Consider the following 21,721-nt stretch of genomic DNA (forward strand, 5'->3'; position numbering starts at 1 on the left):
TCTTCTTATTTTTATGCAAAAATAAGAATAACACAACTAAGAAACGAACAACTATGCAGGACAAAATAAATGCCGTAAAAGCTTTCCATACCGCTTTTAAAATTGGACATCGCGAAACACCAAAAGCCGACTTAGGCCTAGACAAAAATCTCTTGCGTTACGAGCTAATGCGCGAAGAAAACGAAGAATACTTAGATGCAGCGAAAGCCAATGATTTAGTGGAAGTTGCAGATGCTTTAGGAGATATGCTCTACATTCTTTGTGGTACGATTATAGAACATGGTATGCAACATAAAATTGAAGAAGTATTTGAAGAAATACAACGTAGCAATATGAGTAAATTAGGTGCAGACGGCGAACCAATATATCGCGAAGATGGTAAAGTGTTAAAAGGCCCAAATTACTTTAAACCAAACATTAAAGACATTTTAGAATCATAAAAAAAAGCAGCCAGTTGGCTGCTTTTTTCTAATATGTTTTTAATTTAAAAGACTACTTTACTTCATGTCTCCAACCGTGAACATCATCAGAAACATTATACTGAATATTCAATAAGGTTTGTTTAAATAACTTAGCATAAGAATCTTCAGCACCAGAAATCTCAAACAACTCATCATTATGCTGAAATGCAGAAATCTCACTAATAACAGCTGCTGTACCTGCACCAAAAACTTCTTTTAAGCTTCCATCTCTTGCTGCATTTTTAATTTCTTCAACTTTTACCTGTCTTACTTCACAAGTAATTCCTAAATCTTCCGCTAATTGAAGGATACTTTTTCTAGTAATTCCATCCAAAATACGATCACTAACAGGAGCCGTAATCAACGTATCATTTACTCTAAAAAAGACATTCATAGTTCCAGCTTCTTCTAGAAATGTATGTGTATCTGCATCTGTCCAAATAATTTGTTGAAAGCCTTCTTTTTGCGCTAAACTTGTAGGATAAAATTGAGCGGCATAATTACCTGCTGCTTTGGCTGCACCAACACCTCCATTTGCAGATCTACTAAATTGTTCTGCCACTAAAACACGCACTGGAGAATTGTAATACGATTGCGCTGGCGAGCAAATAATCATAAAACGATACATATTTGCAGGAGACGCAGAAATTGCAGGTTCTGTTGCAATAACAAATGGACGTATATACATTGAATTCCCAATACCTGGCTTAATCCAATCGTTATCTAATTTTAATAACTCCTCTAACCCTTCAAAAAAGTAATTTTCAGGAAAAGCTGGCATTGCCAAACGCGCAGCCGATTTATTAATACGTTCAAAATTTTGTTTTGGTCTAAAAAGAAACACTTTACCATCATCATCCTTATAAGCTTTCATACCTTCAAAAACCGCCTGTCCATAATGAAACACACGTGCAGAAGGATCAAACGTCATCGCTTGATAAGGCATAATTTTTGGCGCTTGCCATTTGCCATCTTCATAATCACAGACAAACATATGGTCTGTAAACACTCGACCAAAGTCTAATTTACTAAAATCTACCGTGTTAATTTTAGAAGTTTCAGAAGTTTCAATGCTGATTTTATCTGTATGATTCGCCATAATTATATATGATTTTCCAACAAAAGTACATAATCGGTATCTTTAATAAAAGGTTATATTCCCTTAAATTGTTTAAATTTGTAATTCTATAATAATTCAATTCAAAATCTATTAATAATGAAAAAAATCATTTTCCTTTTAGCCATTAGCTTAACTGTTTTTTCTTGTAAAAATGAAGCTAAAACCGTAGAACCTAATGTTGAAGAAGCGCAACCTGAAATTGCTTATGCTTCTTTTGGAGATAAAATAACAGATGCAGATGTCTTAACTTCTGAACGCATCATGGAGCATTACAAAACTTTAAAAGTTGGTGACACGATTAACTCTAAAATGCAAGGAAAAATCATTGAAGTTTGTTCTAAAAAAGGCTGTTGGATGACTGTAGATGTTGATGGAGACAATGAAATTATGGTGAAATTTAAGGATTACGGATTTTTTATGCCATTAAATGCTGAAGGTGATGTTGTAATGAATGGTAAAGCATTTGTTACAGAAACATCTGTAGAAGAATTAAGACACTACGCAGAAGATGCTGGTAAATCTACAGAAGAAATTGCTGCGATTACAGATCCAAAATTTGAATACCGTTTTGAAGCTGATGGCGTTTTACTTAAAGAATAAAGGTTTCTTTTTATGTCTTTCCCTTTTTATACTAACTAGCTGTAAAAATGAAGGGAAAATAGTAGAAGAACCTGTTAAAAAGAAAGTGGTATACAATATGTACCAACCTTCTGAAATGGCAGGTTTCATGAAAGCTATGTATGCTTATAATTTGCAATTAAAGTCACAAATTGTAGCTGGAGAAACACCCAATTCTCTACCTCTAGATCTTGTAAAATTACACTCAGCTGAAATGTCTAAAGGCAAATCTAGAACCCAAAACTGGCAAAGTTTTGTAAATGTATTTATTGAGTCTCAAGAAGCTGTTGTAGATACATTGTCTAATTCTGAAATAAAAGAGCGTTACAATGCCGCGATTAGCAATTGCCTTAATTGCCATAAAACAGAATGCACAGGACCAATTCCGAAGATTAAAAAATTACTGATTCAATAAAATTTGAAGAGAAATATCATTACCACATCAGACGGTTCTAAAACTATACAGATAGAAGAATGGAACGAACAATACCATTCTATTCATGGTGCAATACAAGAAGCAAATCATGTTTTTATGAAACATGGTTTGTTTTTTTATTCTGAAAAAATAGATAAAGATCAAGCCGAAATAAATCAAAGTGCAACAAAAGAGGTTAGCATTTTAGAAATAGGTTTTGGCACAGGGCTCAACGCCTTCTTAACACTAATTGAAGCTGAGAAATTAAATTTAAATATTAACTATGTAGGTGTTGAAGCTTACCCAGTTCTACTAGACGAAATTATACAGCTCAATTATATAGAACTGATATCTGAAACACATAAAACTGTTTTTGAAAAATTGCATGAAACACCTTGGGAAGAACCTAGTTCTATAACCTCTGATTTTCAATTAGAAAAACAACAAAAATTCTTTAAGGATATAAATGCCGAAAACGAATTCAACATCATCTATTTTGATGCTTTTGGTGCTCGTGTTCAACCCGAATTATGGACAGAAGACATTTTTAAAATTATGTTTAATGCTCTTAAAGAAAATGGCGTATTAGTCACCTATTCTGCAAAAGGAAGTGTAAGACGCGCTATGCAAGCTGTTGGCTTTATCGTTGAACGCTTACCTGGACCTCCAGGCAAACGTGAAATGCTGAGAGCAACGAAGCATTCAGTGAAATGAAACGAACTAAATGCTGAGAGCAACGAAGCATTCTATGAACGAATAGTGAGCTAAAAGCCACACTAGTCTTAATTCTCATCAACAAAATTATAACTCATAATTTTTAGTCACTTCGAGTGAAATTCCCTTTTTAGGAATTTCGTATCGAGAAGCAATGCGTAAAACAAAAGTTCTCGATACATTTCTCGCTCACTCAAAACACTCGAACTGACAATAGAGTGCTTAAAAAAAACATCACACTAATATTTATCACTTCGAGTGAAATTCCTCTTTTAGGAATTTTGTATCGAGAAGCAATCCATAAAACAAAAGTTCTCGATATATTTCTCGCACACTCGAAACACTCGAACTGACAATAGAGTGCTTAAAAAAAACATCACACTAATATTTATCATTGGTCACTTCGAGTGAAATTCCACTTTTAAGAATTTCGTATCGAGAAGCAATGCGTAAAACAAAAGTTCTCGATACATTTCTCGCACACTCGAAACACTCGAACTGACAATAGAGTGCTTAAAAAAAAGCAGATTAATATTTATCATTTGTCACTTCGAGTGAAATTCCCTTTTTAGGAATTTTGTATCGAGAAGCAATGCGTAAAACAAAAGTTCTCGATATATTTCTCGCTCACTCGAAACACTCGAACTGACATAAAGTGCTAATTATAAACCACCATCAATATAAAAATACTGCTAGTTCAAACGTTAAATCATATCTAAATCTCATACGCACATCTCTAACCTTTCGTATCTTTACTTAAAAAGAAAATGACCGTTTTAATAACAGGAGCGACAGGATTAATTGGACAAGAAATTGTAAAACAATGTCATGCTGCAGGAATTAATGTACATTATCTAACAACTTCAAAATCTAAACTCAGCACAGAACCCAATTATAAAGGTTTCTACTGGAATCCCAATAAAAACGAGATAGACCATAATTGTTTTAAAGGTGTTAATAGCATCATTAATATGGTTGGCGCATCTATTTCTAAACGATGGACAGATGCTTACAAAAAAGAAATTCTTGACAGCCGAACAAAAACAGCGCAACTTCTGCAAGACACTATAAAAGCCCATAATTACAACATTGAGCAAGTTGTTTCAGCGAGTGCTATTGGTATTTACCCATCAAGTTTGGTTAAATACTATGAAGAAATCGAAACTGAAATTTCAGATTCATTTTTAGGACAAGTGGTAGACCAATGGGAAGCTGCTGTTGATGGTTTTAAGTCCTTAGGTTGTAAAGTTGCTAAAATTAGAATTGGTTTAGTTTTGGCTAAAGATGGAGGTGCCTTACCTGAAATTGTAAAACCTATAAAGTTTGGTGCTGGAGCTGCTTTTGGAAATGGTAAACAATGGCAAAGCTGGATTCATGTTAAAGATTTGGCTTCTCTTTTTGTGTATGCCATACAACATAATTTTGAAGGTATTTACAATGGTGTGGCACCAAACCCTGTAAGTAATAAAGAATTAACCAAAGCAGCAGCGCGTGTTTTAAAACGTCCTTTAATTTTACCAAACATTCCAAAATTTGTAATGAAACTAATTTTAGGAGAGATGCATATTTTATTATTTGAAAGTCAACGTGTCTGTTCTAAAAAAGTGGAATCTGAAGGTTTTGATTTTAAGTTTGTAAACCTTAGACCTGCTTTAGAAGATTTGCTAGCCTAAGTTTTACACTATTTTGAAACTACAACACTATCGATAATTTGATTTTCCTGTTGGTATTTCAATCAATAATCTCGTAATCAATATCTAGTTTACGCAAAGCTCTTAACGCCGAACCTGAGTTTTTATCACTTACTTCAATATCTACAGGATCGCCTTCTAAGAGTATATCTGTAAATTCGTTAGCCAAAGCGCCATTTACATTAGAAATCTCTGTAATACATTTGGCAATTGCTCTTTTATCTGGGCGTTGTGCGTCGCAGGATAATAGGTTTAGTTTCATAGTCATTGTTTATTACTGCAATATACAACAGTTTCTTACTCTTGTGTGCACTCGTTACAAACGAACGCTAGCAAAAAGGAACAAATTAGTCTAATTTATCTAGCAAAAAATCTGCAATTTCAGGTAGATGTGTTATAAGCTCTTCAATAACCTCAGGATTACTTAGATCAGTGCGAAGGCCTGGTAGCATACTCAATTCTGGCTCGTCAAAATCGGCACAAGCCATTGCCCAATTTGAAAACAGTCGACTTTCCACAGAACGATCAAGTATCAATTTAATATTTATATGACGCGTATCATTATTAAGCCGTTGAAACAAATCTTTTATAACATCTTGTTCTCCTTCTATAATTTGAAGAAAATAGCCATTTCTATGCATCAAAAGGCCACTAATATTATCTATGGTGTTATAACCACGTGATGTGTGTAGTAAATCTAATAGGTTACGTTTTGTGAACTGCTCGGAAGCTTGACTGGTATAAATGATTTGGCGTAGTGACATAATAACCAATTTGAGAATTTATTTAGCCATACGATAAAACTAACTCTGCAACAACATGTTAAATGGGACAGCTACTCAAAGTTAATGAAAATTTCAAGAAAAAGAGGTTCATTTCTTAATCCATTTTACTTACAATATCAATAAATTATTCCCTTCCATTACGAGCGCTCTCAAAAGAGTGATATCAATAAAAACCTCTTTAAATTTTAAAATCTAAAGAGGTTTTATAATTTGATTTTTACGACTGCTTTTTAAAGTAATTCCGTTTTTAATAAATCGAATGTCATTTCTTTTCCTTCTCTTAAGATTGTAATGGATAATGCTTCTGTTTTTTGCTCAAAACTATCACTATAGATACTGCAATACTCTTCTTCTACAATGTTGGCATAATTGGTGTCATTTATACGCAATATTATGTCGTCTTGTATTAAAACCTTAGACGCACTAGACGTTTCTACAACGGCATTTACGTAAACATTGCCTTCAATATAAAACATAGAAAAACCATAGGTATTATAAGTATCGTTACCTGCTTTAGTAATTTCTATCATTCGTAATTTTTTCTTATTCCAGTTTAAGATCACTCTATAATTTTTAAAAAATGCCAAGCCTAAGTTATTACCAGCGCCACTTTTTACAGTTGTAAACAAATTATTGACTGTATGATTTCCTATTTGTAATTCGTCAATCATTGTATGGTAAAACGTTTTCTCTTCAGTACGGCCAAAGCCACCAAACGCTTTTTGACTTCCTTTTACATACTTTGTAATGAGATTGGCATCCCTTTGTTTTACAAAATAATCTCCTCGTAATAGATTAGTGCCACCATTTCCGAAATCTATGGTATTGTTTAGTACTTTCTGTCCATTAATTTTTAATGTAATAGAAGGTATGCCTGCAGTTCCGATATACATTTTAGAATCTATAGTTTCTGTTGGAATGTCTAATTTACTTTCGTCATTAACTATGGTGATGGTCTGGTTCTGAAAATCGAAATCCCAAACGGCTTTTCGCATTAAGTTAGAACCAATAAGCCCATGAATTTTTGTACAACTTACTTCTGTTATCTTATTGAGATCTGCAATACCTGTAATTGTATTTTGAAAATCTACGATACCTATTTTAACGTTATCAATTCTTGAATATTTGGTTGAATTTTTAGTGTCATTAATATCTTCTATGTCTTCAGCACCCAATACTTTTAAATTAAGCCCCTCTGCCAATTCTGTTGTTACAATATTAGAAGCACCTGTGTCTAGAATAAAATTATAAGCTTTATCTCGGATTTCTACTTCTAAAACCATCCAACCATTTACGTATGTAAAAGGAATGGTGGTTTTAAAATTTTCTTGAACAACATCTCCTTGTTTTAAAACTTTGTCGATGTTAGATCCTGCACAACTTGATAGTGTTAGTAAAATAATGAACGAATAGAATAATTGATTTAATTTCATAATGAACGTTTTTTGATTGATTGATTGATTGATTGATTGATTGATTGATTGATTGATTGATTGATGAATAGAAATAAACAATGGTTTATCCCTTTTCTATAATAGACGCTAATTATGTTGTTATGGTTGCCTGAGTGTTTTAAATAAAATTTTGATTTGTTAAAAATTATGCTTGAGAAGCCTAATTTTAAAGGGAAGTTAGGTTTGAAAATATTTATTGCTCTAATTCAAAAATAGTATTGCGTTCTGTAGTTTTCTTATATTGGTCCTTAGCAGTAAGTTCACTTTTTACTGTAGCGCTAAAATTTTTATGGTTTGGGTTGAGCATATAATCTAATTGATGTTCAATCATTTTTTCAAAAGGCATTAGAAAATCCTTTGTGTCACATTCTTCAACGTCTCCTTTCTTAAGTAAATTTAAAACGGTATAGACAGACTCAATGGTACTTAAGCAAAGTGATTCTGGTTGTTGTTTGATAATAAATTTTGATTTAATAGTATTATCAAAACTCACTCGCTTTAGGGTTTGCAAGTTCTTACTTAGTTTTAGCATTTTACGAGCACAAGGCCATGTACCATCTAGAATGAAGAGGTGTGGATTATGACCCATAAAAGACTTTACTTCTAAACTTTTGCTTACCGATAAGTTGAAATTATCTTTTCCTGGATACAATAAAAAAGAATTATTATTTTCATTAGTCAGTATCTCATTAACACGCTTATTATTAGTAAAATCGACACCAACTATAATTTCTGAATTGTCAAGTTGAAGCTTCGTCATGTGACCTGTTCCATTCTTTTCTTTCTTGTACTCCTTTGGATGCATCAGAATAATAAAACGCGTCTTAGTCTGTAACGATTGAATGTGTTTACAAATACAGGTGCTTTTAGGATTCATGCATTTGTAACAGGTGAGTCTTGGATTTTTTATGTCTGCTTGCAAATTGGGTATTTCTTTATTTTTCTAATTGGGAGGAACGCATTTGTTTTTATTAACTTTTCGACTGCTAGCGCTCGTCTGTGATGCGTGCAAATTTAGACTAAATAGTATAACAAACTTCTTAATTTGATGTGTGCTCGTTGCAAATGAGGCTAGTTAAGGGATTCTGTTGTTAGTCATCGGATTTTTGCTATTTCTGTTTTATTACATTCATTAATTTATGAAATTCAGTTCCGCTAAAGTCAAACCATTTTTTCGAGTATAATCGTTTTTCATTTTTTATTAACCTAATTTCAGGTTCAGAGCTTTTAAAATATAATTCAACGTTATATAACTTTATTACCCAACTTTTGAAATGATCATTTGGTTTTTCTAATTCTAAGTTATTCTGAAATATTATTCCGTTTGATTTAAAAATTTCAGAAAACACATTGTTCCAGTATGAGTAAGTTCGGTTTTGAGTTAGTTCAAAGTCAACAATGTCAGATATAATTTTTTCAAATCCACTATATTCATCAGTTCCGTCAATTCCGATTAAATTTCCTGTACTTCGAGTTGCATTTATATTGTAACACCCCATTCTGGTTTCGTCAAAATCAAAAGTCCAATCTGGAAAAGTAGTTACTCTCATTCTTTAAGGTTCTGGGTTTGGCAACGTGTTTTGTATAGTTTTTTACGTGGCTTAAGTACTAAAGTTAGCAAATAAAAACCATATAGAAAATCTGCTAGGATTTTACCACATTTTTTTTTCTAAATTCCATTCTCATTAATCATAACCAAAATTATCGTTATTGAAATTCCGATAACAGAAGCTATAATATTCTTATTAATCAATTCCACTTTTTTAATTCCATAAACTAGATTACTTATTTTATTTTTATTCATCAGAATGATGATCAGAAGTATGAGTATGAGTCCAATAATATTTAGAATAATCAGCGTATTATCTGTAAAGTCAATTTGAGTAGCAGGAAACACCAAATTTGTAATCAAAAAGTAGAAATAGGATTGAATTAAAATCCAACCGATTTTTTTATTAGTAAAAATTCCAATAATTGGAATTAATAAGATTAGAGAAGGTCGTAAATAATAATTGCTTGTTGAAATGTAAAAGTATTCCTCAAATCGATTTGCAGTATAATCAATAACAGCATTAAAATGTTCAATTATATTGGAAATTCCAGAAATCAATGAATAGATAAATAAGCATAATATCGATAGCTTAATTATTAAAATCAAATAATTTTCTCTTATATGTTCTGCTGTTATTCTCAAAGGTGTGTTAACGTCTCGGCTATGGTTAGTACGGGATTAAAAGGAACTATCCTTTCGATTAAGCACTTAACCAAAACTTTTTATTTTGTTTTATCTTTTCATTTTTAAAGCCAAATCAAAAGATTTGGCGGACTTTGTTAAAATTACTAAACATTGAGATTAAGCACCTGAATCCGTATTAATTATAGCCATGTTGTAGGTAGTACTTGTTCATCTAAATATGATTTAAAATTTAATTGAATCAATTTTCTTGCCTCAGATAAAGCTTTTCCAGAGGTAGGAATGTATGATGCAATTATTGATTCTAGAGTAGTGATTAATTCACTTACAGACTTATCGAGTTTAGATTGTAAATATAGGATGTAAAAAACTTTTTGTTCACTTGATGCTACAGTTGCTTTTACTTTTTCATATTCTTTCTTTATTCTGAAATAATCAACGACCATTTTTGGACATGCTTCTAATGAAAAACTAGTACTTAAAAAGAGTTCATCATAGTATTTATCAAAAATTGATTTCTTTTGATTTGTAGCTCGTTCAGGCATTCCCCTCAAAGACATTAGTACTTGCCCAAATCTCTCCATACTTATTTTATGTTTATAATTCTTAGAACTACTTAACCCAGTATCACCAGTTTTTCTAGAATATATAATATTGTGTTCATCTAAGTATTGTTCAATTTGTAATTGTTCGCCTCTTAGAGATTTTAAGTCTACATTAGATATTGAATTTTGACTATTTGTAAATTCAGCAATTTTATTGTTCAGAGAAGAATCTTTAGAGGTTTTGAAAATTCTAACTAGAATTTCACTTTTTGATAAATAATCCTCTAAATGTTTAGAATCCTCCGAATTAAACGCATGGATCGTCCTTAATGATTGACCACCATTTAAAACCTGAATAGAATCTAAATTAAGTCTTACTTTTTTATTAGCATTTACAGATTCAGCAGTAATGTCATTCGCAGTTAAAGTCAACCCATTGTTATACATGAAAAACTTTGTAGGATCATTTTTTAAACTATGAGAAATATTGTTGTTATATTTTGATTTAACAACAAGACCTCTTACGTTATCAAAAAGAACCGAGTAGTCAATTTTTACATTTATTAATGGCGTTAAATCTTCAATTGCATAATTTGTTCTTAAATTATTGTCATCACAAGTAATTCTAATAATTTCCGATAACGGTAATCTGAGTATATATGATTTTGAGGATGATATTGAGCTTTCTGAAAACGACATTATAGCGTCATTATCTACTATTAACTTTGAATGAATAGGATTAGGTCTTAATGAAACAAATTGACTAATTTGATCTAAACCGACTAGAATAATTTCTAACCCGTACATTTTTTCGAGTTGTTGTAAATGATGATCTTTGTTAATGCTTTCTATTTCCTCATTACTTACAACGTATAATGAAATCTTGTATTCATCATTACTATTTAGTTTCTCTAAAATGTTTTTAGCTCCTTTCTTAGTTTTTCCTCTTAATTGAGAAAGATCTTCTGTAACTAGAGCATTTATAAATTTTGAAGATAGAATTGTTTCATTTAAGCTTTGTTTTCCTGCGCTAAATTTATTGCGATATTTAAAGTTAAATAATTGAATATGATTTTCTTCTTCATTAACAGTAATTGCATCTATTCCACAATCATCATATTTTTCATCAAACAAGATCTTATTAAAATCTGTATCTGACACGATATCTGTAATATCAAGAATGTCATTCAAATGTGTTAAGTGTTCAATTATGAATAAATAGAATCCTAATCGTTCGATTTGTTTTTGCTCAAGGATTGAAAAATCAAAATCAAGCTCATTCGCAAGTAATTCAAAGTATTTCGAACTTTTTTTTCCTACAATTTTATAATCATTTATGTTTGCCATATTATTTTTTTCGTATTACCTACAACTAGTTATATAAAAATAAAAACACTCCTAATCCCTTTTCATTCTCGGAATAAGAGGAACTTTTATCCTTATTTATAATATTAAATTTTCAGTAAGATATTACTCTTAAAGGGTAATTAGATACGGGTTTCCGTAATGATACTTAACCCGTTATAAAACTAACAAAAAAGTAAGAAGAAACCTATACGTAAAGTCACGTACTATTTCAAATAAAAAAAAGAGACTGCAATTACGGCAACATTGGTGTTGGTTACAAAATAGATTTAGGCAATAGTTTGCGTGTCCACGTTTTTAAACGTTTGTAATTACCAACCTCAGCATCGGGATTAAAATCTAAGGTGGTTTCCCAAGAGTTTTCGGGTTTAAATTCTATTTCCATGCCTTTTAAAACACCTTTTGAGATTTGTGAGGAATTTACAACGACAACACATTCTGTGTTTAAATTGGCACTTCTTGGATCTAAATTAAAGGTCCCAACCACTGTAATTTGGTTATCAATTACCATGGATTTGGCATGTAAGCCAAAAATGGGTTTATGGTTTAAGGTGGCTTGTAATTCTCCTGTCATAATACTAAGGCGTTCTTCTGCATCTGGTTTAAATTCAAAAATACGTACTCCTGTTTTTAGTAAGGTTTCTCTATCACTTTGATAACTGCTAAAGGCTTCTACATTATCGGTTGAAGCCAAACTATTGGTTAAGATTCTAATTTTTACTCCACGTTCTGTGGCTTCTTTAAACAAATTTTGAGCTAAGGTTGTGGTTATTAAATAAGGCGTTTGGATTTCTATAGAGGACTTTGCTTTTTTAACTAAATCTATTAATGCTGTGGTAGACACTCCGCCTCCACCTAAACCTTGCTCTCCATCGTTTTTTCCAGGTTCGTCTGAAATAAATTGAACATCGTCTAACCAAACTAAATTTCCGGAAGCGTTAATCGTTTTAAAGGTGTTTGGTAAGTTGGCAATACGTGTTCTTACTTGTGGCCAGAAATTTTCGGGATTACAAGCGTATTCGTGTAATTTATCAAACCGGTTTTCTGCAGTTGCATTGGTTGGTAAATCGTCTATAATCGTGGTCACATCTTTACTTAAATCGCTATTCCAAAATTGATTGAAAGAGGCATTTATGGTTTGAGATACGTTTCCTAATAATAGAATATCTCTGTCTCTAAAATTATACTCGTGGTCGTAATCAAAATATTCGTCGGCAATATTTCGTCCGCCTGTAATGACTACTTTACCATCTACAATAAACGTTTTGTTATGCATACGTTGATTGGCAGACCTAAAATCTGTGGCAAACTTGCTTATTTTACTAAAAATGTTCTTTCCTAAATTAACTCCAGGATTATAAATTTTTACGGTAATATTTTCATGAGATGCAAAGGTGAGAATATCTTGAATATCGGCATCGACCATAATATCATCGACAATAATCCGAACTTTTACACCACGATCTGCGGCTCTAATTAGATAATCGCAAGCAATAAGCCCAACGTTATCTGTTGAAAAAATAAAGTATTGAATGTCTATGGTTTTTTCGGCATATTCGGTTAACCATGCTCTTGCCACCATAGAACCACTTCCGTCTTCTAAAACATAAACTCCCGTTTTGGTTGCCATTTGTTCTGCAACGTCTTCTAATTCTTTGGATAGTGATGTAGAATCGTTTCTGTGGATATTGGTACAGAAATCGGTTTCTGGAGTGTCTTTGGGTTGGTTGTTACAAGATGCTAGAACTAGGGACAGAAATAGAAAAAATGTAATATGTTGTTTTCCGTTTAAGTATTGAAAGTAATTTGTAGTGTTCTGCATTATTGTTTTTATACTGTTTTAACGATCTTAAAAAAAACACCTCTAAAGTTACCTCAAAAAGATAATTGAATCGAATGATGTTTTAGGTTAAAGCATCTGTTTTTTCCGCTGGTAAAATATACAGCATTGCCATATTAAAATGCACTCTAACTGAGGAATTTTACGATTTAATAGACGAATTAACTTCTAACAAAGATGCTATATATTTTTCAACTTTTGCTTAAGCATTTTGGCTGCAGACGTATAACCTCCTTCAGTGCCATCTACAAAGTGTGAGTGTTTGGTCTTTCTATCTAACACATAACAAGACATTACAGAAGCATGTGTGATATGAATACCATAAATGATTTTTTGGTCTTTTTCGAGTTGATTTAAATAGGCTATAAAAAGATCAATTTTAGATTGTTCTGCTGTAAAGACTGTATTAATCATACCATCAAGCATAAATGTATGAGATAATTGCCCAATTTGCTTTAAATATTCTTTTCCATCACTAGAAAGGTTTAAATAGAATTTACCAACAAGTGTTTCCATCCATTTTTTAAATAAGTAACCTAAATTTTGCTTGGTAAGTCTAATCTTCATTTCCTCCCATATATTGAGAATACTAAAATTTAATTTTAAGTTATTCGTTTTTATGGGTTGTCGGTTATTAAAAGTACCAAAAAACGTATCCATCTCACTTATAATATCTCTATAAATTAATCTTTGGTCGTCTTCATTTATAGCCTCTAATAATAAACAAACTACTTTTTTTTGAGATTGAACTGGCTTGATTTGCTTCCAACGACACTCCATGCCTTCTAAATTTAAAAGCGTCTTTTTAAAATCTGTTCTACTCTCTTCAAAGTTTGTTTTAATTATGTCTTCAGCTTTTTTTAAACCATTACCTAATACAATAGGAATTGATAATTGATTGGTAAGTTGGTGCTTAGCTATCTTTAAACCAAAGTCTTGACCTCTTAAATAATTAACTGAAATATGACCTACTCTAAGGATTAAATTGGTGTGATTTTTAATATGAAGGCTATAATTATCTAAGATCTGTATGATGCGCTCTAAAAATAAAGTTGGAATTATAAATGTTGCTCCATCTCCACCAAAAAAATAAGGAATTTCTATGCTTTGCTTTTCTTTTCTTATAAAGTTTAAAACGGAAATTATGGCTCCTGTTGCTGTTAGATTAACTTGATGGTGTTTTCCTTCATCTACAGCTAATGTAGAATTTAAAATATCGACTATAACCACATGCCAAGTATCTGGCACATCAGAAAAATAAGATTCATTTTCCAATAAATCTACCAAGGTATCTGTTGACTTTTTTAGTTTGTTATAGTATTTTATATCTTCCATTGTTACCGCTAAGGATTGCTCTCTCTGTCTTTAATATACGTTTAAATATTACGCTATTGAATGATTTTAAATATAATCAATTTTAAAATTAATCAACGTTATAAACCAATTGATAATTGTTGTTGACCATTAAAATATTTAATTCTATTCTAAAAGAAAAAGCACCTACATTTCTGTAAGTGCTTTTCTATATTTAAAATATTTCCTAATTAGTTCACCTCTGGAAGATGACTATAAACTTTACTGTAGTTTAACATCTGCTCTGCAAATGCATTAGGTTGTGTAACTTTAATTGCTGTAATTTCGCCAGCATCATTAGTTTCTGGTACTAACACAGGATTTACAAACCCACTGTAAGGTGGAGAAGGAAATTGCTTGTTACGCTCTAAAACCTCAGCGTGAATAGCTTGGTCTACTTTTACTCCGTAACCTTCTACTAAAGCTTCAACAGCCGCATAATCTCCTTCAGACTTAATACGTTGTGTTTCTCTTAATAACTGACCAAAAAGCTCATGTAACTTTTTGTAATCATTAATATTAAAATACGTTTTTCCGTCTCTTGTTATTTTTTCAATAACGTTGTCTGCTTTTCCTTTTTCAAAAGCCCAAGAAGATACCCATTGTCTGTTTCTCATGTGTGCTTCTTCGACATCATCACCTAAATCTAAACGAATTAATTGTGTTAACAATCCATTTCTAATGTAACCGTCATAAGCCGCTTTTCCTACTTTTTCCCAATCTTCAACTAAACCTAATTCTTGTAATTTAGAATCGTATAAATAGTATAAACCAACTAAATCTGCACGACCTTCTTCTAAAGTAGAAGCGTACGTTTTAAGTGTTTCTTTAGTTTCACCAACTCCAGGATTTAATTGTCCTGAGGCATGACCAATTACTTCGTGTAATGCGGTGTGTAACTTATCTGCTAATTGTCCGTATTCTTCTTCTAATTGTAACTCTTCTTCATCGTTTACAAATTCTGCTAAGCGTCCTGTGCTTCCTGCATTACTGTAAGCATTGATAATGTTCCCTAAGGATACTGATTTACTTCCTACTGCTGCTCTAATCCAATTTGCATTTGGTAAGTTAACACCAATTGGTGTACTTGGAGACGAATCTCCAGCTTCACCAGCAACATTGACTACTTTGTAAGTAACACCAACAACGTTTTTCTTTTTATGCTCGTCCATTAAAGGCGAATTGTCTTCGAACCATTGTGCGTTTCCTGAAACTACAGCCATTTTTTTAGACATGTCAAAATCATTAATCTGAACAACTGTTTCATAAGATCCTCTGTAACCCAATGGATCGTTATACACTTCAATAAAACTGTTGATATAATCAATATTACCTTCCGTTGCTGCTGTCCAAGCCACGTTATAATCGTCCCAAGTTTGTAAGTCTCCTGTTTTGTAATATGAAATCAATAAGCCTAAAGCGTTGCCTTGAGCTTCATTTTCTGCTACACCTTGTGCTTTTTCTAACCACTTTACAATTTCGTCTATAGCAGCACCATATAAACCGCCAGATTTATAAACACGTTCTTTTAAAACTCCGTTTTCTTTTACTAATTGAGAGTTTAAACCATAAGATAATGGCTTCGTTGGGTCTGGAGATGTTTTAGCTTTATAGAAACTAGCAACATCTGCATTTGTAACATCTGGACCATAAAAGTTAACTGCAGATTCTAATACATTATCTACACCTTTAGCTTGGTTTACTTTCTTAGCATCTTTATCGTTAAATAACACATCGAAAGCATCTCCTTCTAAAGTTGTATTTGTTGCCGCTAATAATTCGTTTAAATATGCCTTATTAAAATCTGGTACCAACTTAGCGTTAGAATAGTGATGGTGAATTCCGTTACTAAACCAAACACGTTTTAAATAGCTTTCAAAATTTGACCAATTGTCTGTAGTTTTATCTCCAGTATAGGTCGTGTAAACATTTTCTAAAGCCGTTCTTATTGTTAGGTTATGTCTGTAATTCTGATCCCACATTATATCGCGACCAGCAAGACCTGCTTGCGTTAAATAATAAACTAATTTTTGTTCTTTTAAGCTTAACGCTTCCCAACCCGGAATTTGGTAGCGTAAAATTTTAATGTCGGCAAACTCTTCTACGTTAAAACTAAAATCCGTTTCAACCGCTTCAACCATTTCAGTTGGCTCAGCTGGTTCTTTCACTTCGTTCTTACAAGCCACTATTACTAGCGCAAAAAGACAAATTTTAAATATTGATTTCAAATTCATTAAATTAAGTTTTGGTTATACACAAATGTAACACTTATATCACATATCATAAAATGACTATCTTTGATAAACGGCTAAACATCATTCTTTAAAATGAAAGGATTTAAATATGTATTATTTCTGCTTCTAATGCTAATCATAGGAGTTTCAATCTATATCGCAGTGCAACCAAATTCGTTTGAAGTTACACGAACCAAAACCATAAATGCACCACAATCTGTGATTTATGACAATGTTATTGATTTTAAGAATTGGCACTCGTGGAGTCCTTGGACTTCCGACAAACAGGAAACTGAAATCACCTTAAGCGAAAACAAAAAAGGCATTGGGAGTTCTTACCAATGGAATACGAATAACGAATTAGGATCTATAACCACAACTGACGCTAAATTAAACACATTAATTGCACAAGAGTTGCAATTGCACAAATTCCCAAAGGCAGATCTTAACATGATTTTTAAGGCTAACGACGATGGTTCTACAGATGTTACTTGGACGGTTACGAGTGAGAATCTTCCTTTTAAATTTAAAATGTGGTCTGCATTTACAGAAAGTACCGAAGAGAAAATTGGTCCTGATTTAGAGCTTGGATTAGAAGAATTAGATCGTGCCATACAAGCCGAAATGAAAGTTTACAGCATTACTGTAGAAGGCATAACGGAACATAGCGGTGGATACTATCTTTATAATACTACATCTTCTAAATTTAATGATTTTGACGAAAAGATGACCACCAAGTTAGGTGAAGTTGGTGCTTATGCTATTACACATAATATTTCTATGGCTGGAAAACCTTTTATTTTATACAATAAATGGGATGCTGAAAATGATGCTATTATATTCTCTGCTTGTATTCCAACAAATTCTAAAATTCTCTCTGAGGAACCGGAAATTTTAACCGGAAAATTAGAATCCTTTAGAACTGTAAAAACAGTTTTAAAAGGGGATTACTCCAATATGCAGGAAGCTTGGGACAAGACCTTAAACTATATCGCGGTTAATAATTTAGAAGTAATTGAAGGTGGACCAATGTTACAAACGTATTTAACTCTCCCTGAAAATTACCCTAATCCTGCAGATTGGAGAGCTGAAATCTATGTAGCTATAAAACAAGCAACGGAATTATATAACTAACTGTAGTGTAAAAACAACTAAAAAATTGAAACAACTTATTCTTGTATTTCTCGGAGGTGGTTTTGGTAGCGTGCTGCGTTTTATCATTGGAAAATGGTTAAACAATGCAGAAACCGGAATTCCTTATGGCACCTTTGCTGCAAATATCTTAGGTAGTTTACTTATTGGTGTTATTTTGGGTTTGGCTGCTAAAAATGAAACCTTATCACAGAGTCAGACCTTACTTTTAGCAACAGGTTTTTGTGGTGGTTTTACCACCTTTTCAACCTTTGCTTATGAAAATCATATGTTTCTAAAATCTGGTGACTTTATGAGTTTTGCAATTTATACCATTGCTAGTTTCGTGGTTGGATTTTTAGCGGTGTTCTTAGGTATGTTTTTGGTGAAGTAATATTTTTTTTTAGAGAGTTATAAAGTTACACAGTCTCAACGTTACAGAGTGATTTAGAAACTGTAGATAAAAACTTAACCCTTCTTATAAAATCCTTTTTCTTTAAACCCTTCTACTTCTTTTAAAATTGAAATAAAAACAACATCATCAATATCTTCAAGTGTTTTGTAGCGCAAGGATTTAACGACTTTACGATTTTCGGAGATTAAATAAGTATCCCACTTTTTAGATAAATGTGCGGAATGCCAAAAGCCAACATCGACATAATCTTTACTTTTATTAATATAGCATATTGGTCGTTTATCTATATAATAGCAAGGCATTCTCCATTTGTATAATAAATCTGCTTCTGGTAACGTGTGCTCTATTAAGACTTGCAAATGCATGAATATGGATTTGAAAGGTTCAGGTTGTTTTAGGATGTGTGCTTCTGCTGGGTTCAAAATCTCACTTTAAAATATTCCAATTACACCGATTACAATTAATCCAATTCCAATAATGGCTTTAAAAGGCATTAGCTTGGCAGATAGTTTTCTTAAGCTAGATTCTAAAGCAGGTACTTTTCCAAATACATGCGTTAAAAGTAAAATGCCGCCTAAAATACTAACGACATTAAATAACAGACCATCCCAAAATTCTAATATCGCCAAAATGATAAGGCCAAGACCTATTATGGTATCGAAAGGAGCTAAGACACCAGCAATTTTATAAAAAAAATTATGCTCACCATCCCATTTATCTAAGGTTGCTAAACCAAGTAAGATTCCACCAGAAATATTAGCTATGGCTAAAAGTAATTCAATCATATTGTTGTTGCTGTTTAACTATTCGATTATAAATTTAGTCAAATCTTAAAAATAAATTTGCGCAAACCAATTAATTTATTTTACTTTGTATTTCAAAGTACTTTAAATCATGAGCAACGAAGACTATCTAAAAGACATTAGTGAGATTAAAAACTTAATGAATAAGTCGTCTCGTTTTATTTCCTTGAGTGGATTATCTGGAATCTTAGCAGGTGTCTATGCACTTGTTGGTGCAGCCGCTACGTATTGGCTAGTTACCACGTATAGTTACGGAACACTTATACTCGATGGTTGGGTGTTTAGAAGTGTCATGCTCATTCTATTTATGATTGCATTTTTAAGCGCCATTACAGGTATTATTTTAACCACTAGGAAAGCTAAGAAGACTGGAGAAAAAATATGGGATAATTCCTCTAGACGTTTGCTCTTTAATTTTTTAATTCCGCTTGTTGCAGGTGGTTTATATACTCTCATTATATTATGGCAAGGTAAATATGGCCAAACAGGAGGTTTAATGCTTATCTTTTATGGGTTAGCTTTAGTGAATGCTTCAAAATATAGTATTGGAGATATTAAATATTTAGGATTTATTCAAATAACTTTGGGACTTATCGCAGCGCTTTATCCGGGTTATGGTTTTTGGCTTTGGGTTATTGGCTTTGGCATCATGCATATTGTTTATGGCACTTGGATGCATTTTAAATATGATGTGAAATAAAACGTATTTCAGACAAAAGACGTTAAGTCGCGGAGAAAATGAAAACTGAAAATTACAAAAAACAAACAACGAAGCTTGAGCATTATAACCAATATAAATAAACTTTTTGATCATAGAATAAGACTTGGTATTATGTCTGTTTTGATGGTAAATGAGTATGCAGACTTTAATATGCTGAAGGAATTGTTGGGTGCAACTGATGGAAATCTAGCAAGCCACACCAAAGCTTTAGAAAAAGCAGAATATATTTTGGTTGAAAAACAATTTATAGGACGAAAACCAAACACAAGATATAGTGTTTCTGAACTTGGTAAAGCCGAATTTAAAAAACACATTGAAGCCCTTGAAAAATTAATACGTAAAACTTAAGACTTCGACTACACTCAGTAGCTCGTCTATTTTTTTAATCATTCACTTTGAAAAACAAAGTACTTTTAAAACAACAAACCAAACATATGAAAAAACTAGCACTATTTATTGCAGCCCTTTTATTTAGCACTTTCTTTTATAATCAAAGTATTGGATTAAACCTATTTCTATTCAGTATTCTGACCGTTATTATTCTTTTTATTAATAATCAAAAACACTTTAAAAATAGGAAAACCCAAATCTACACCATAGCATATCTTGCTACTGGCTTAACCCTGTTTTTTCATAGTTCTACCCTTTCCGTGATTGCTAATTTTGTCGCATTCTTTACACTTATAGGGCATCTTTCTGAAACTAAATCCTCAATTTACATCTCTTGGCTCAATGGGTTGTATACCACAATTGCTGGTTTGTTTCATCGCAACTTTGCACTTAATAAAACGGAACCTAAAGCCGATGAAGAAAAAACAGCAATCGATTACGTTCATTGGGCTAAAATTATTTTAATTCCAACGGTCATAGTCATCGCATTTATTGCTCTTTACAAAGAAGGGAATCCTGTTTTCAGCAATATTATTGAGAACATCGATTTCGGGTTTATAAACATACAATGGCTTCTGTTTGCTGGTTTAGGTTATTATCTATTCAATAATATTTATGCGCCAATTGTAGTAGAACACGCTACTGAACTGGATTTACAAACTGACGACACCTTACTAAAAACAGACGCTTTTTCCATTCTTAAATTAAAACAAGAAAACCAACTTGGCGTCATTTTAATTTCGCTTTTAAATGCATTAATTGTCATGTATTTAATAACAGACATTACCTTTTTAACGTCACAGCAAGCTATTAGCGCTTCTGCTTATTCTGCCCAAGTACATAGCGGAATCAATGCACTTATCGCCTCTATTGTTATTGCTATAATGATTCTGCTGTATGTATTTAGAGGTAATCTTAATTTTTACGATCAAAACATAACACTCAAACGTCTCGCTTTTACTTGGATTATCTTAAACATTCTATTGGTTTTAAGTATTGTTTTTAAAAACAGTCAATACATCTATTATTTTGGTTTAACCTATAAGCGTATTGGAGTCGTTGTTTACCTTTTACTTGCCACCATTGGACTTATCACTACACTTCTAAAAATAAATAGCGCAAAAAACAATTGGTATTTATTCCGAATAAACACGCAAGCCGTTTTTATTATTCTTATCGCTTCGAGTACGATAAATTGGGATTATCACATTACCAATTTCAACTTTAACTATGCGCAATCAATGGATTATAACTATGTCATTGAATTATCTAACAATAACACCTTACTGTTAAATAAACAGCTAGAAAACAAAAGTTTAAGTGAAGGTTCTATTCGACTTATAAAATCAAAATACAACAAATATGTATACAAACTAGAAACGAATAATTGGCAAGAACTACAATACGATAATTTTAAAGTAAACACAAAATAATATGGCAGCATTAATCGTTTTTGCATTCTTAATTATAAG

At 32.1% G+C, this 21,721-nt stretch carries 22 protein-coding genes; 10 read left to right on the forward strand and 12 right to left on the reverse strand.

The features are described from left to right. Window positions 1-53: 53 nt before the first annotated feature. Entirely contained in the window at window positions 54-440 is a 387-nt protein-coding gene (locus tag HM981_RS00540) for a pyrophosphohydrolase domain-containing protein (protein WP_179336632.1), read from the forward strand. A 52-nt stretch (window positions 441-492) separates the two neighbouring features. Here the strand turns inward: HM981_RS00540 and HM981_RS00545 are convergent, their stop codons facing one another. Further along, entirely contained in the window at window positions 493-1,560 is a 1,068-nt protein-coding gene (locus HM981_RS00545; RefSeq protein ID WP_179336633.1) for a branched-chain amino acid aminotransferase, read from the reverse strand. 117 nt (window positions 1,561-1,677) lie between these two features. Here HM981_RS00545 and HM981_RS00550 point away from each other — a divergent pair, with 117 nt between their 5' ends. From HM981_RS00550 to HM981_RS00565, 4 genes are all read left to right on the forward strand, one after another. Continuing rightward, window positions 1,678-2,181: a DUF4920 domain-containing protein gene (locus HM981_RS00550; RefSeq protein ID WP_179336634.1), complete on the forward strand. Its 504-nt coding sequence runs from the start codon at window positions 1,678-1,680 to the stop codon at window positions 2,179-2,181. After that, window positions 2,159-2,614, forward strand: coding sequence for a hypothetical protein (locus tag HM981_RS00555; RefSeq protein WP_179336635.1), 456 nt, complete (start codon window positions 2,159-2,161; stop codon window positions 2,612-2,614). Before HM981_RS00550 ends, HM981_RS00555 begins: the two co-directional genes overlap by 23 nt. A gap of 3 nt (window positions 2,615-2,617) precedes the next feature. Continuing rightward, window positions 2,618-3,328, forward strand: a complete 711-nt coding sequence (gene mnmD / locus HM981_RS00560) for a tRNA (5-methylaminomethyl-2-thiouridine)(34)-methyltransferase MnmD (RefSeq protein WP_179336636.1) — start codon at window positions 2,618-2,620, stop codon at window positions 3,326-3,328. 767 nt (window positions 3,329-4,095) lie between these two features. Beyond that, complete coding sequence (locus HM981_RS00565) at window positions 4,096-5,001, forward strand: TIGR01777 family oxidoreductase (protein ID WP_179336637.1); 906 nt, start codon at window positions 4,096-4,098, stop codon at window positions 4,999-5,001. A gap of 58 nt (window positions 5,002-5,059) precedes the next feature. Here HM981_RS00565 and HM981_RS00570 read toward each other — a convergent pair whose 3' ends face one another. From HM981_RS00570 to HM981_RS00610, 9 genes are all read right to left on the reverse strand, one after another. Next, complete coding sequence (locus tag HM981_RS00570; RefSeq protein ID WP_179336638.1) at window positions 5,060-5,281, reverse strand: hypothetical protein; 222 nt, start codon at window positions 5,279-5,281, stop codon at window positions 5,060-5,062. Window positions 5,282-5,366: 85 nt separating this feature from the next. Beyond that, window positions 5,367-5,783 (reverse strand): BLUF domain-containing protein, encoded by a 417-nt coding sequence (locus HM981_RS00575; RefSeq protein WP_179336639.1) that lies wholly within the window; start codon window positions 5,781-5,783, stop codon window positions 5,367-5,369. 251 nt (window positions 5,784-6,034) lie between these two features. Then, the gene (locus HM981_RS00580; RefSeq protein WP_179336640.1) at window positions 6,035-7,237 is read right to left on the reverse strand and encodes a retropepsin-like aspartic protease; all 1,203 of its coding nucleotides are present in this window, start codon (window positions 7,235-7,237) and stop codon (window positions 6,035-6,037) included. A gap of 214 nt (window positions 7,238-7,451) precedes the next feature. Next, window positions 7,452-8,180 (reverse strand): tRNA-uridine aminocarboxypropyltransferase, encoded by a 729-nt coding sequence (locus tag HM981_RS00585; protein ID WP_262890187.1) that lies wholly within the window; start codon window positions 8,178-8,180, stop codon window positions 7,452-7,454. A 187-nt stretch (window positions 8,181-8,367) separates the two neighbouring features. Next, window positions 8,368-8,808 (reverse strand): hypothetical protein, encoded by a 441-nt coding sequence (locus HM981_RS00590; protein ID WP_179336642.1) that lies wholly within the window; start codon window positions 8,806-8,808, stop codon window positions 8,368-8,370. Window positions 8,809-9,634: 826 nt separating this feature from the next. Then, a complete protein-coding gene (locus tag HM981_RS00595; RefSeq protein WP_179336643.1) occupies window positions 9,635-11,344 on the reverse strand; it encodes an AIPR family protein in 1,710 nt (569 codons plus the stop codon). Window positions 11,345-11,618: 274 nt separating this feature from the next. Further along, window positions 11,619-13,184, reverse strand: a complete 1,566-nt coding sequence (locus HM981_RS00600; protein ID WP_179336644.1) for a phospholipase D family protein — start codon at window positions 13,182-13,184, stop codon at window positions 11,619-11,621. Window positions 13,185-13,382: 198 nt separating this feature from the next. Beyond that, a complete protein-coding gene (locus tag HM981_RS00605; RefSeq protein WP_179336645.1) occupies window positions 13,383-14,537 on the reverse strand; it encodes a DUF3095 family protein in 1,155 nt (384 codons plus the stop codon). A 209-nt stretch (window positions 14,538-14,746) separates the two neighbouring features. Further along, on the reverse strand, window positions 14,747-16,789 hold the full coding sequence (locus tag HM981_RS00610) for a dipeptidyl-peptidase 3 family protein (protein WP_179336646.1): 2,043 nt from the start codon (window positions 16,787-16,789) through the stop codon (window positions 14,747-14,749). A gap of 93 nt (window positions 16,790-16,882) precedes the next feature. Between HM981_RS00610 and HM981_RS00615 the strand changes: the two genes are divergently transcribed. Both HM981_RS00615 and crcB read left to right on the forward strand, forming a co-directional pair. Next, complete coding sequence (locus tag HM981_RS00615; RefSeq protein WP_179336647.1) at window positions 16,883-17,923, forward strand: SRPBCC family protein; 1,041 nt, start codon at window positions 16,883-16,885, stop codon at window positions 17,921-17,923. A gap of 25 nt (window positions 17,924-17,948) precedes the next feature. After that, on the forward strand, window positions 17,949-18,314 hold the full coding sequence (crcB, locus tag HM981_RS00620; RefSeq protein WP_179336648.1) for a fluoride efflux transporter CrcB: 366 nt from the start codon (window positions 17,949-17,951) through the stop codon (window positions 18,312-18,314). A gap of 74 nt (window positions 18,315-18,388) precedes the next feature. On the opposite strand, the gene HM981_RS00625 is transcribed toward crcB, so the two are convergent. Together HM981_RS00625 and HM981_RS00630 are read right to left on the reverse strand one after the other, a co-directional pair. Then, window positions 18,389-18,757 carry a DUF1801 domain-containing protein gene (locus tag HM981_RS00625; RefSeq protein ID WP_179336649.1) on the reverse strand — a complete coding sequence of 123 codons (369 nt, stop codon included), beginning with the start codon at window positions 18,755-18,757 and terminating at the stop codon, window positions 18,389-18,391. Between the two features lie 9 nt (window positions 18,758-18,766). Next, window positions 18,767-19,120 (reverse strand): hypothetical protein, encoded by a 354-nt coding sequence (locus tag HM981_RS00630; protein ID WP_179336650.1) that lies wholly within the window; start codon window positions 19,118-19,120, stop codon window positions 18,767-18,769. Between the two features lie 109 nt (window positions 19,121-19,229). Between HM981_RS00630 and HM981_RS00635 the strand changes: the two genes are divergently transcribed. From HM981_RS00635 to HM981_RS00645, 3 genes are all read left to right on the forward strand, one after another. After that, window positions 19,230-19,838, forward strand: a complete 609-nt coding sequence (locus HM981_RS00635) for a hypothetical protein (RefSeq protein ID WP_179336651.1) — start codon at window positions 19,230-19,232, stop codon at window positions 19,836-19,838. A 75-nt stretch (window positions 19,839-19,913) separates the two neighbouring features. Then, window positions 19,914-20,207, forward strand: coding sequence for a winged helix-turn-helix domain-containing protein (locus HM981_RS00640; RefSeq protein ID WP_179336652.1), 294 nt, complete (start codon window positions 19,914-19,916; stop codon window positions 20,205-20,207). A gap of 86 nt (window positions 20,208-20,293) precedes the next feature. Continuing rightward, window positions 20,294-21,682 carry a DUF4153 domain-containing protein gene (locus HM981_RS00645; protein ID WP_179336653.1) on the forward strand — a complete coding sequence of 463 codons (1,389 nt, stop codon included), beginning with the start codon at window positions 20,294-20,296 and terminating at the stop codon, window positions 21,680-21,682. Window positions 21,683-21,721: the final 39 nt, after the last annotated feature.

This window comes from Winogradskyella ludwigii, from assembly GCF_013403985.1.
GTDB classification, from domain to species: domain Bacteria; phylum Bacteroidota; class Bacteroidia; order Flavobacteriales; family Flavobacteriaceae; genus Winogradskyella; species Winogradskyella ludwigii.

Bases quoted from the DNA above. Each gene is read 5' to 3' on its own strand.
- HM981_RS00540 (WP_179336632.1), top strand. From the start codon at position 54: ATGCAGGACAAAATAAATGCCGTAAAAGCTTTCCATACCGCTTTTAAA.
- HM981_RS00545 (WP_179336633.1), bottom strand. From the start codon at position 1,560: ATGGCGAATCATACAGATAAAATCAGCATTGAAACTTCTGAAACTTCT.
- HM981_RS00550 (WP_179336634.1), top strand. From the start codon at position 1,678: ATGAAAAAAATCATTTTCCTTTTAGCCATTAGCTTAACTGTTTTTTCT.
- HM981_RS00555 (WP_179336635.1), top strand. From the start codon at position 2,159: ATGGCGTTTTACTTAAAGAATAAAGGTTTCTTTTTATGTCTTTCCCTT.
- HM981_RS00565 (WP_179336637.1), top strand. From the start codon at position 4,096: ATGACCGTTTTAATAACAGGAGCGACAGGATTAATTGGACAAGAAATT.
- HM981_RS00570 (WP_179336638.1), bottom strand. From the start codon at position 5,281: ATGAAACTAAACCTATTATCCTGCGACGCACAACGCCCAGATAAAAGA.
- HM981_RS00575 (WP_179336639.1), bottom strand. From the start codon at position 5,783: ATGTCACTACGCCAAATCATTTATACCAGTCAAGCTTCCGAGCAGTTC.
- HM981_RS00580 (WP_179336640.1), bottom strand. From the start codon at position 7,237: ATGAAATTAAATCAATTATTCTATTCGTTCATTATTTTACTAACACTA.
- HM981_RS00590 (WP_179336642.1), bottom strand. From the start codon at position 8,808: ATGAGAGTAACTACTTTTCCAGATTGGACTTTTGATTTTGACGAAACC.
- HM981_RS00595 (WP_179336643.1), bottom strand. From the start codon at position 11,344: ATGGCAAACATAAATGATTATAAAATTGTAGGAAAAAAAAGTTCGAAA.
- HM981_RS00600 (WP_179336644.1), bottom strand. From the start codon at position 13,184: ATGCAGAACACTACAAATTACTTTCAATACTTAAACGGAAAACAACAT.
- HM981_RS00605 (WP_179336645.1), bottom strand. From the start codon at position 14,537: ATGGAAGATATAAAATACTATAACAAACTAAAAAAGTCAACAGATACC.
- HM981_RS00610 (WP_179336646.1), bottom strand. From the start codon at position 16,789: ATGAATTTGAAATCAATATTTAAAATTTGTCTTTTTGCGCTAGTAATA.
- HM981_RS00615 (WP_179336647.1), top strand. From the start codon at position 16,883: ATGAAAGGATTTAAATATGTATTATTTCTGCTTCTAATGCTAATCATA.
- HM981_RS00630 (WP_179336650.1), bottom strand. From the start codon at position 19,120: ATGATTGAATTACTTTTAGCCATAGCTAATATTTCTGGTGGAATCTTA.
- HM981_RS00635 (WP_179336651.1), top strand. From the start codon at position 19,230: ATGAGCAACGAAGACTATCTAAAAGACATTAGTGAGATTAAAAACTTA.
- HM981_RS00645 (WP_179336653.1), top strand. From the start codon at position 20,294: ATGAAAAAACTAGCACTATTTATTGCAGCCCTTTTATTTAGCACTTTC.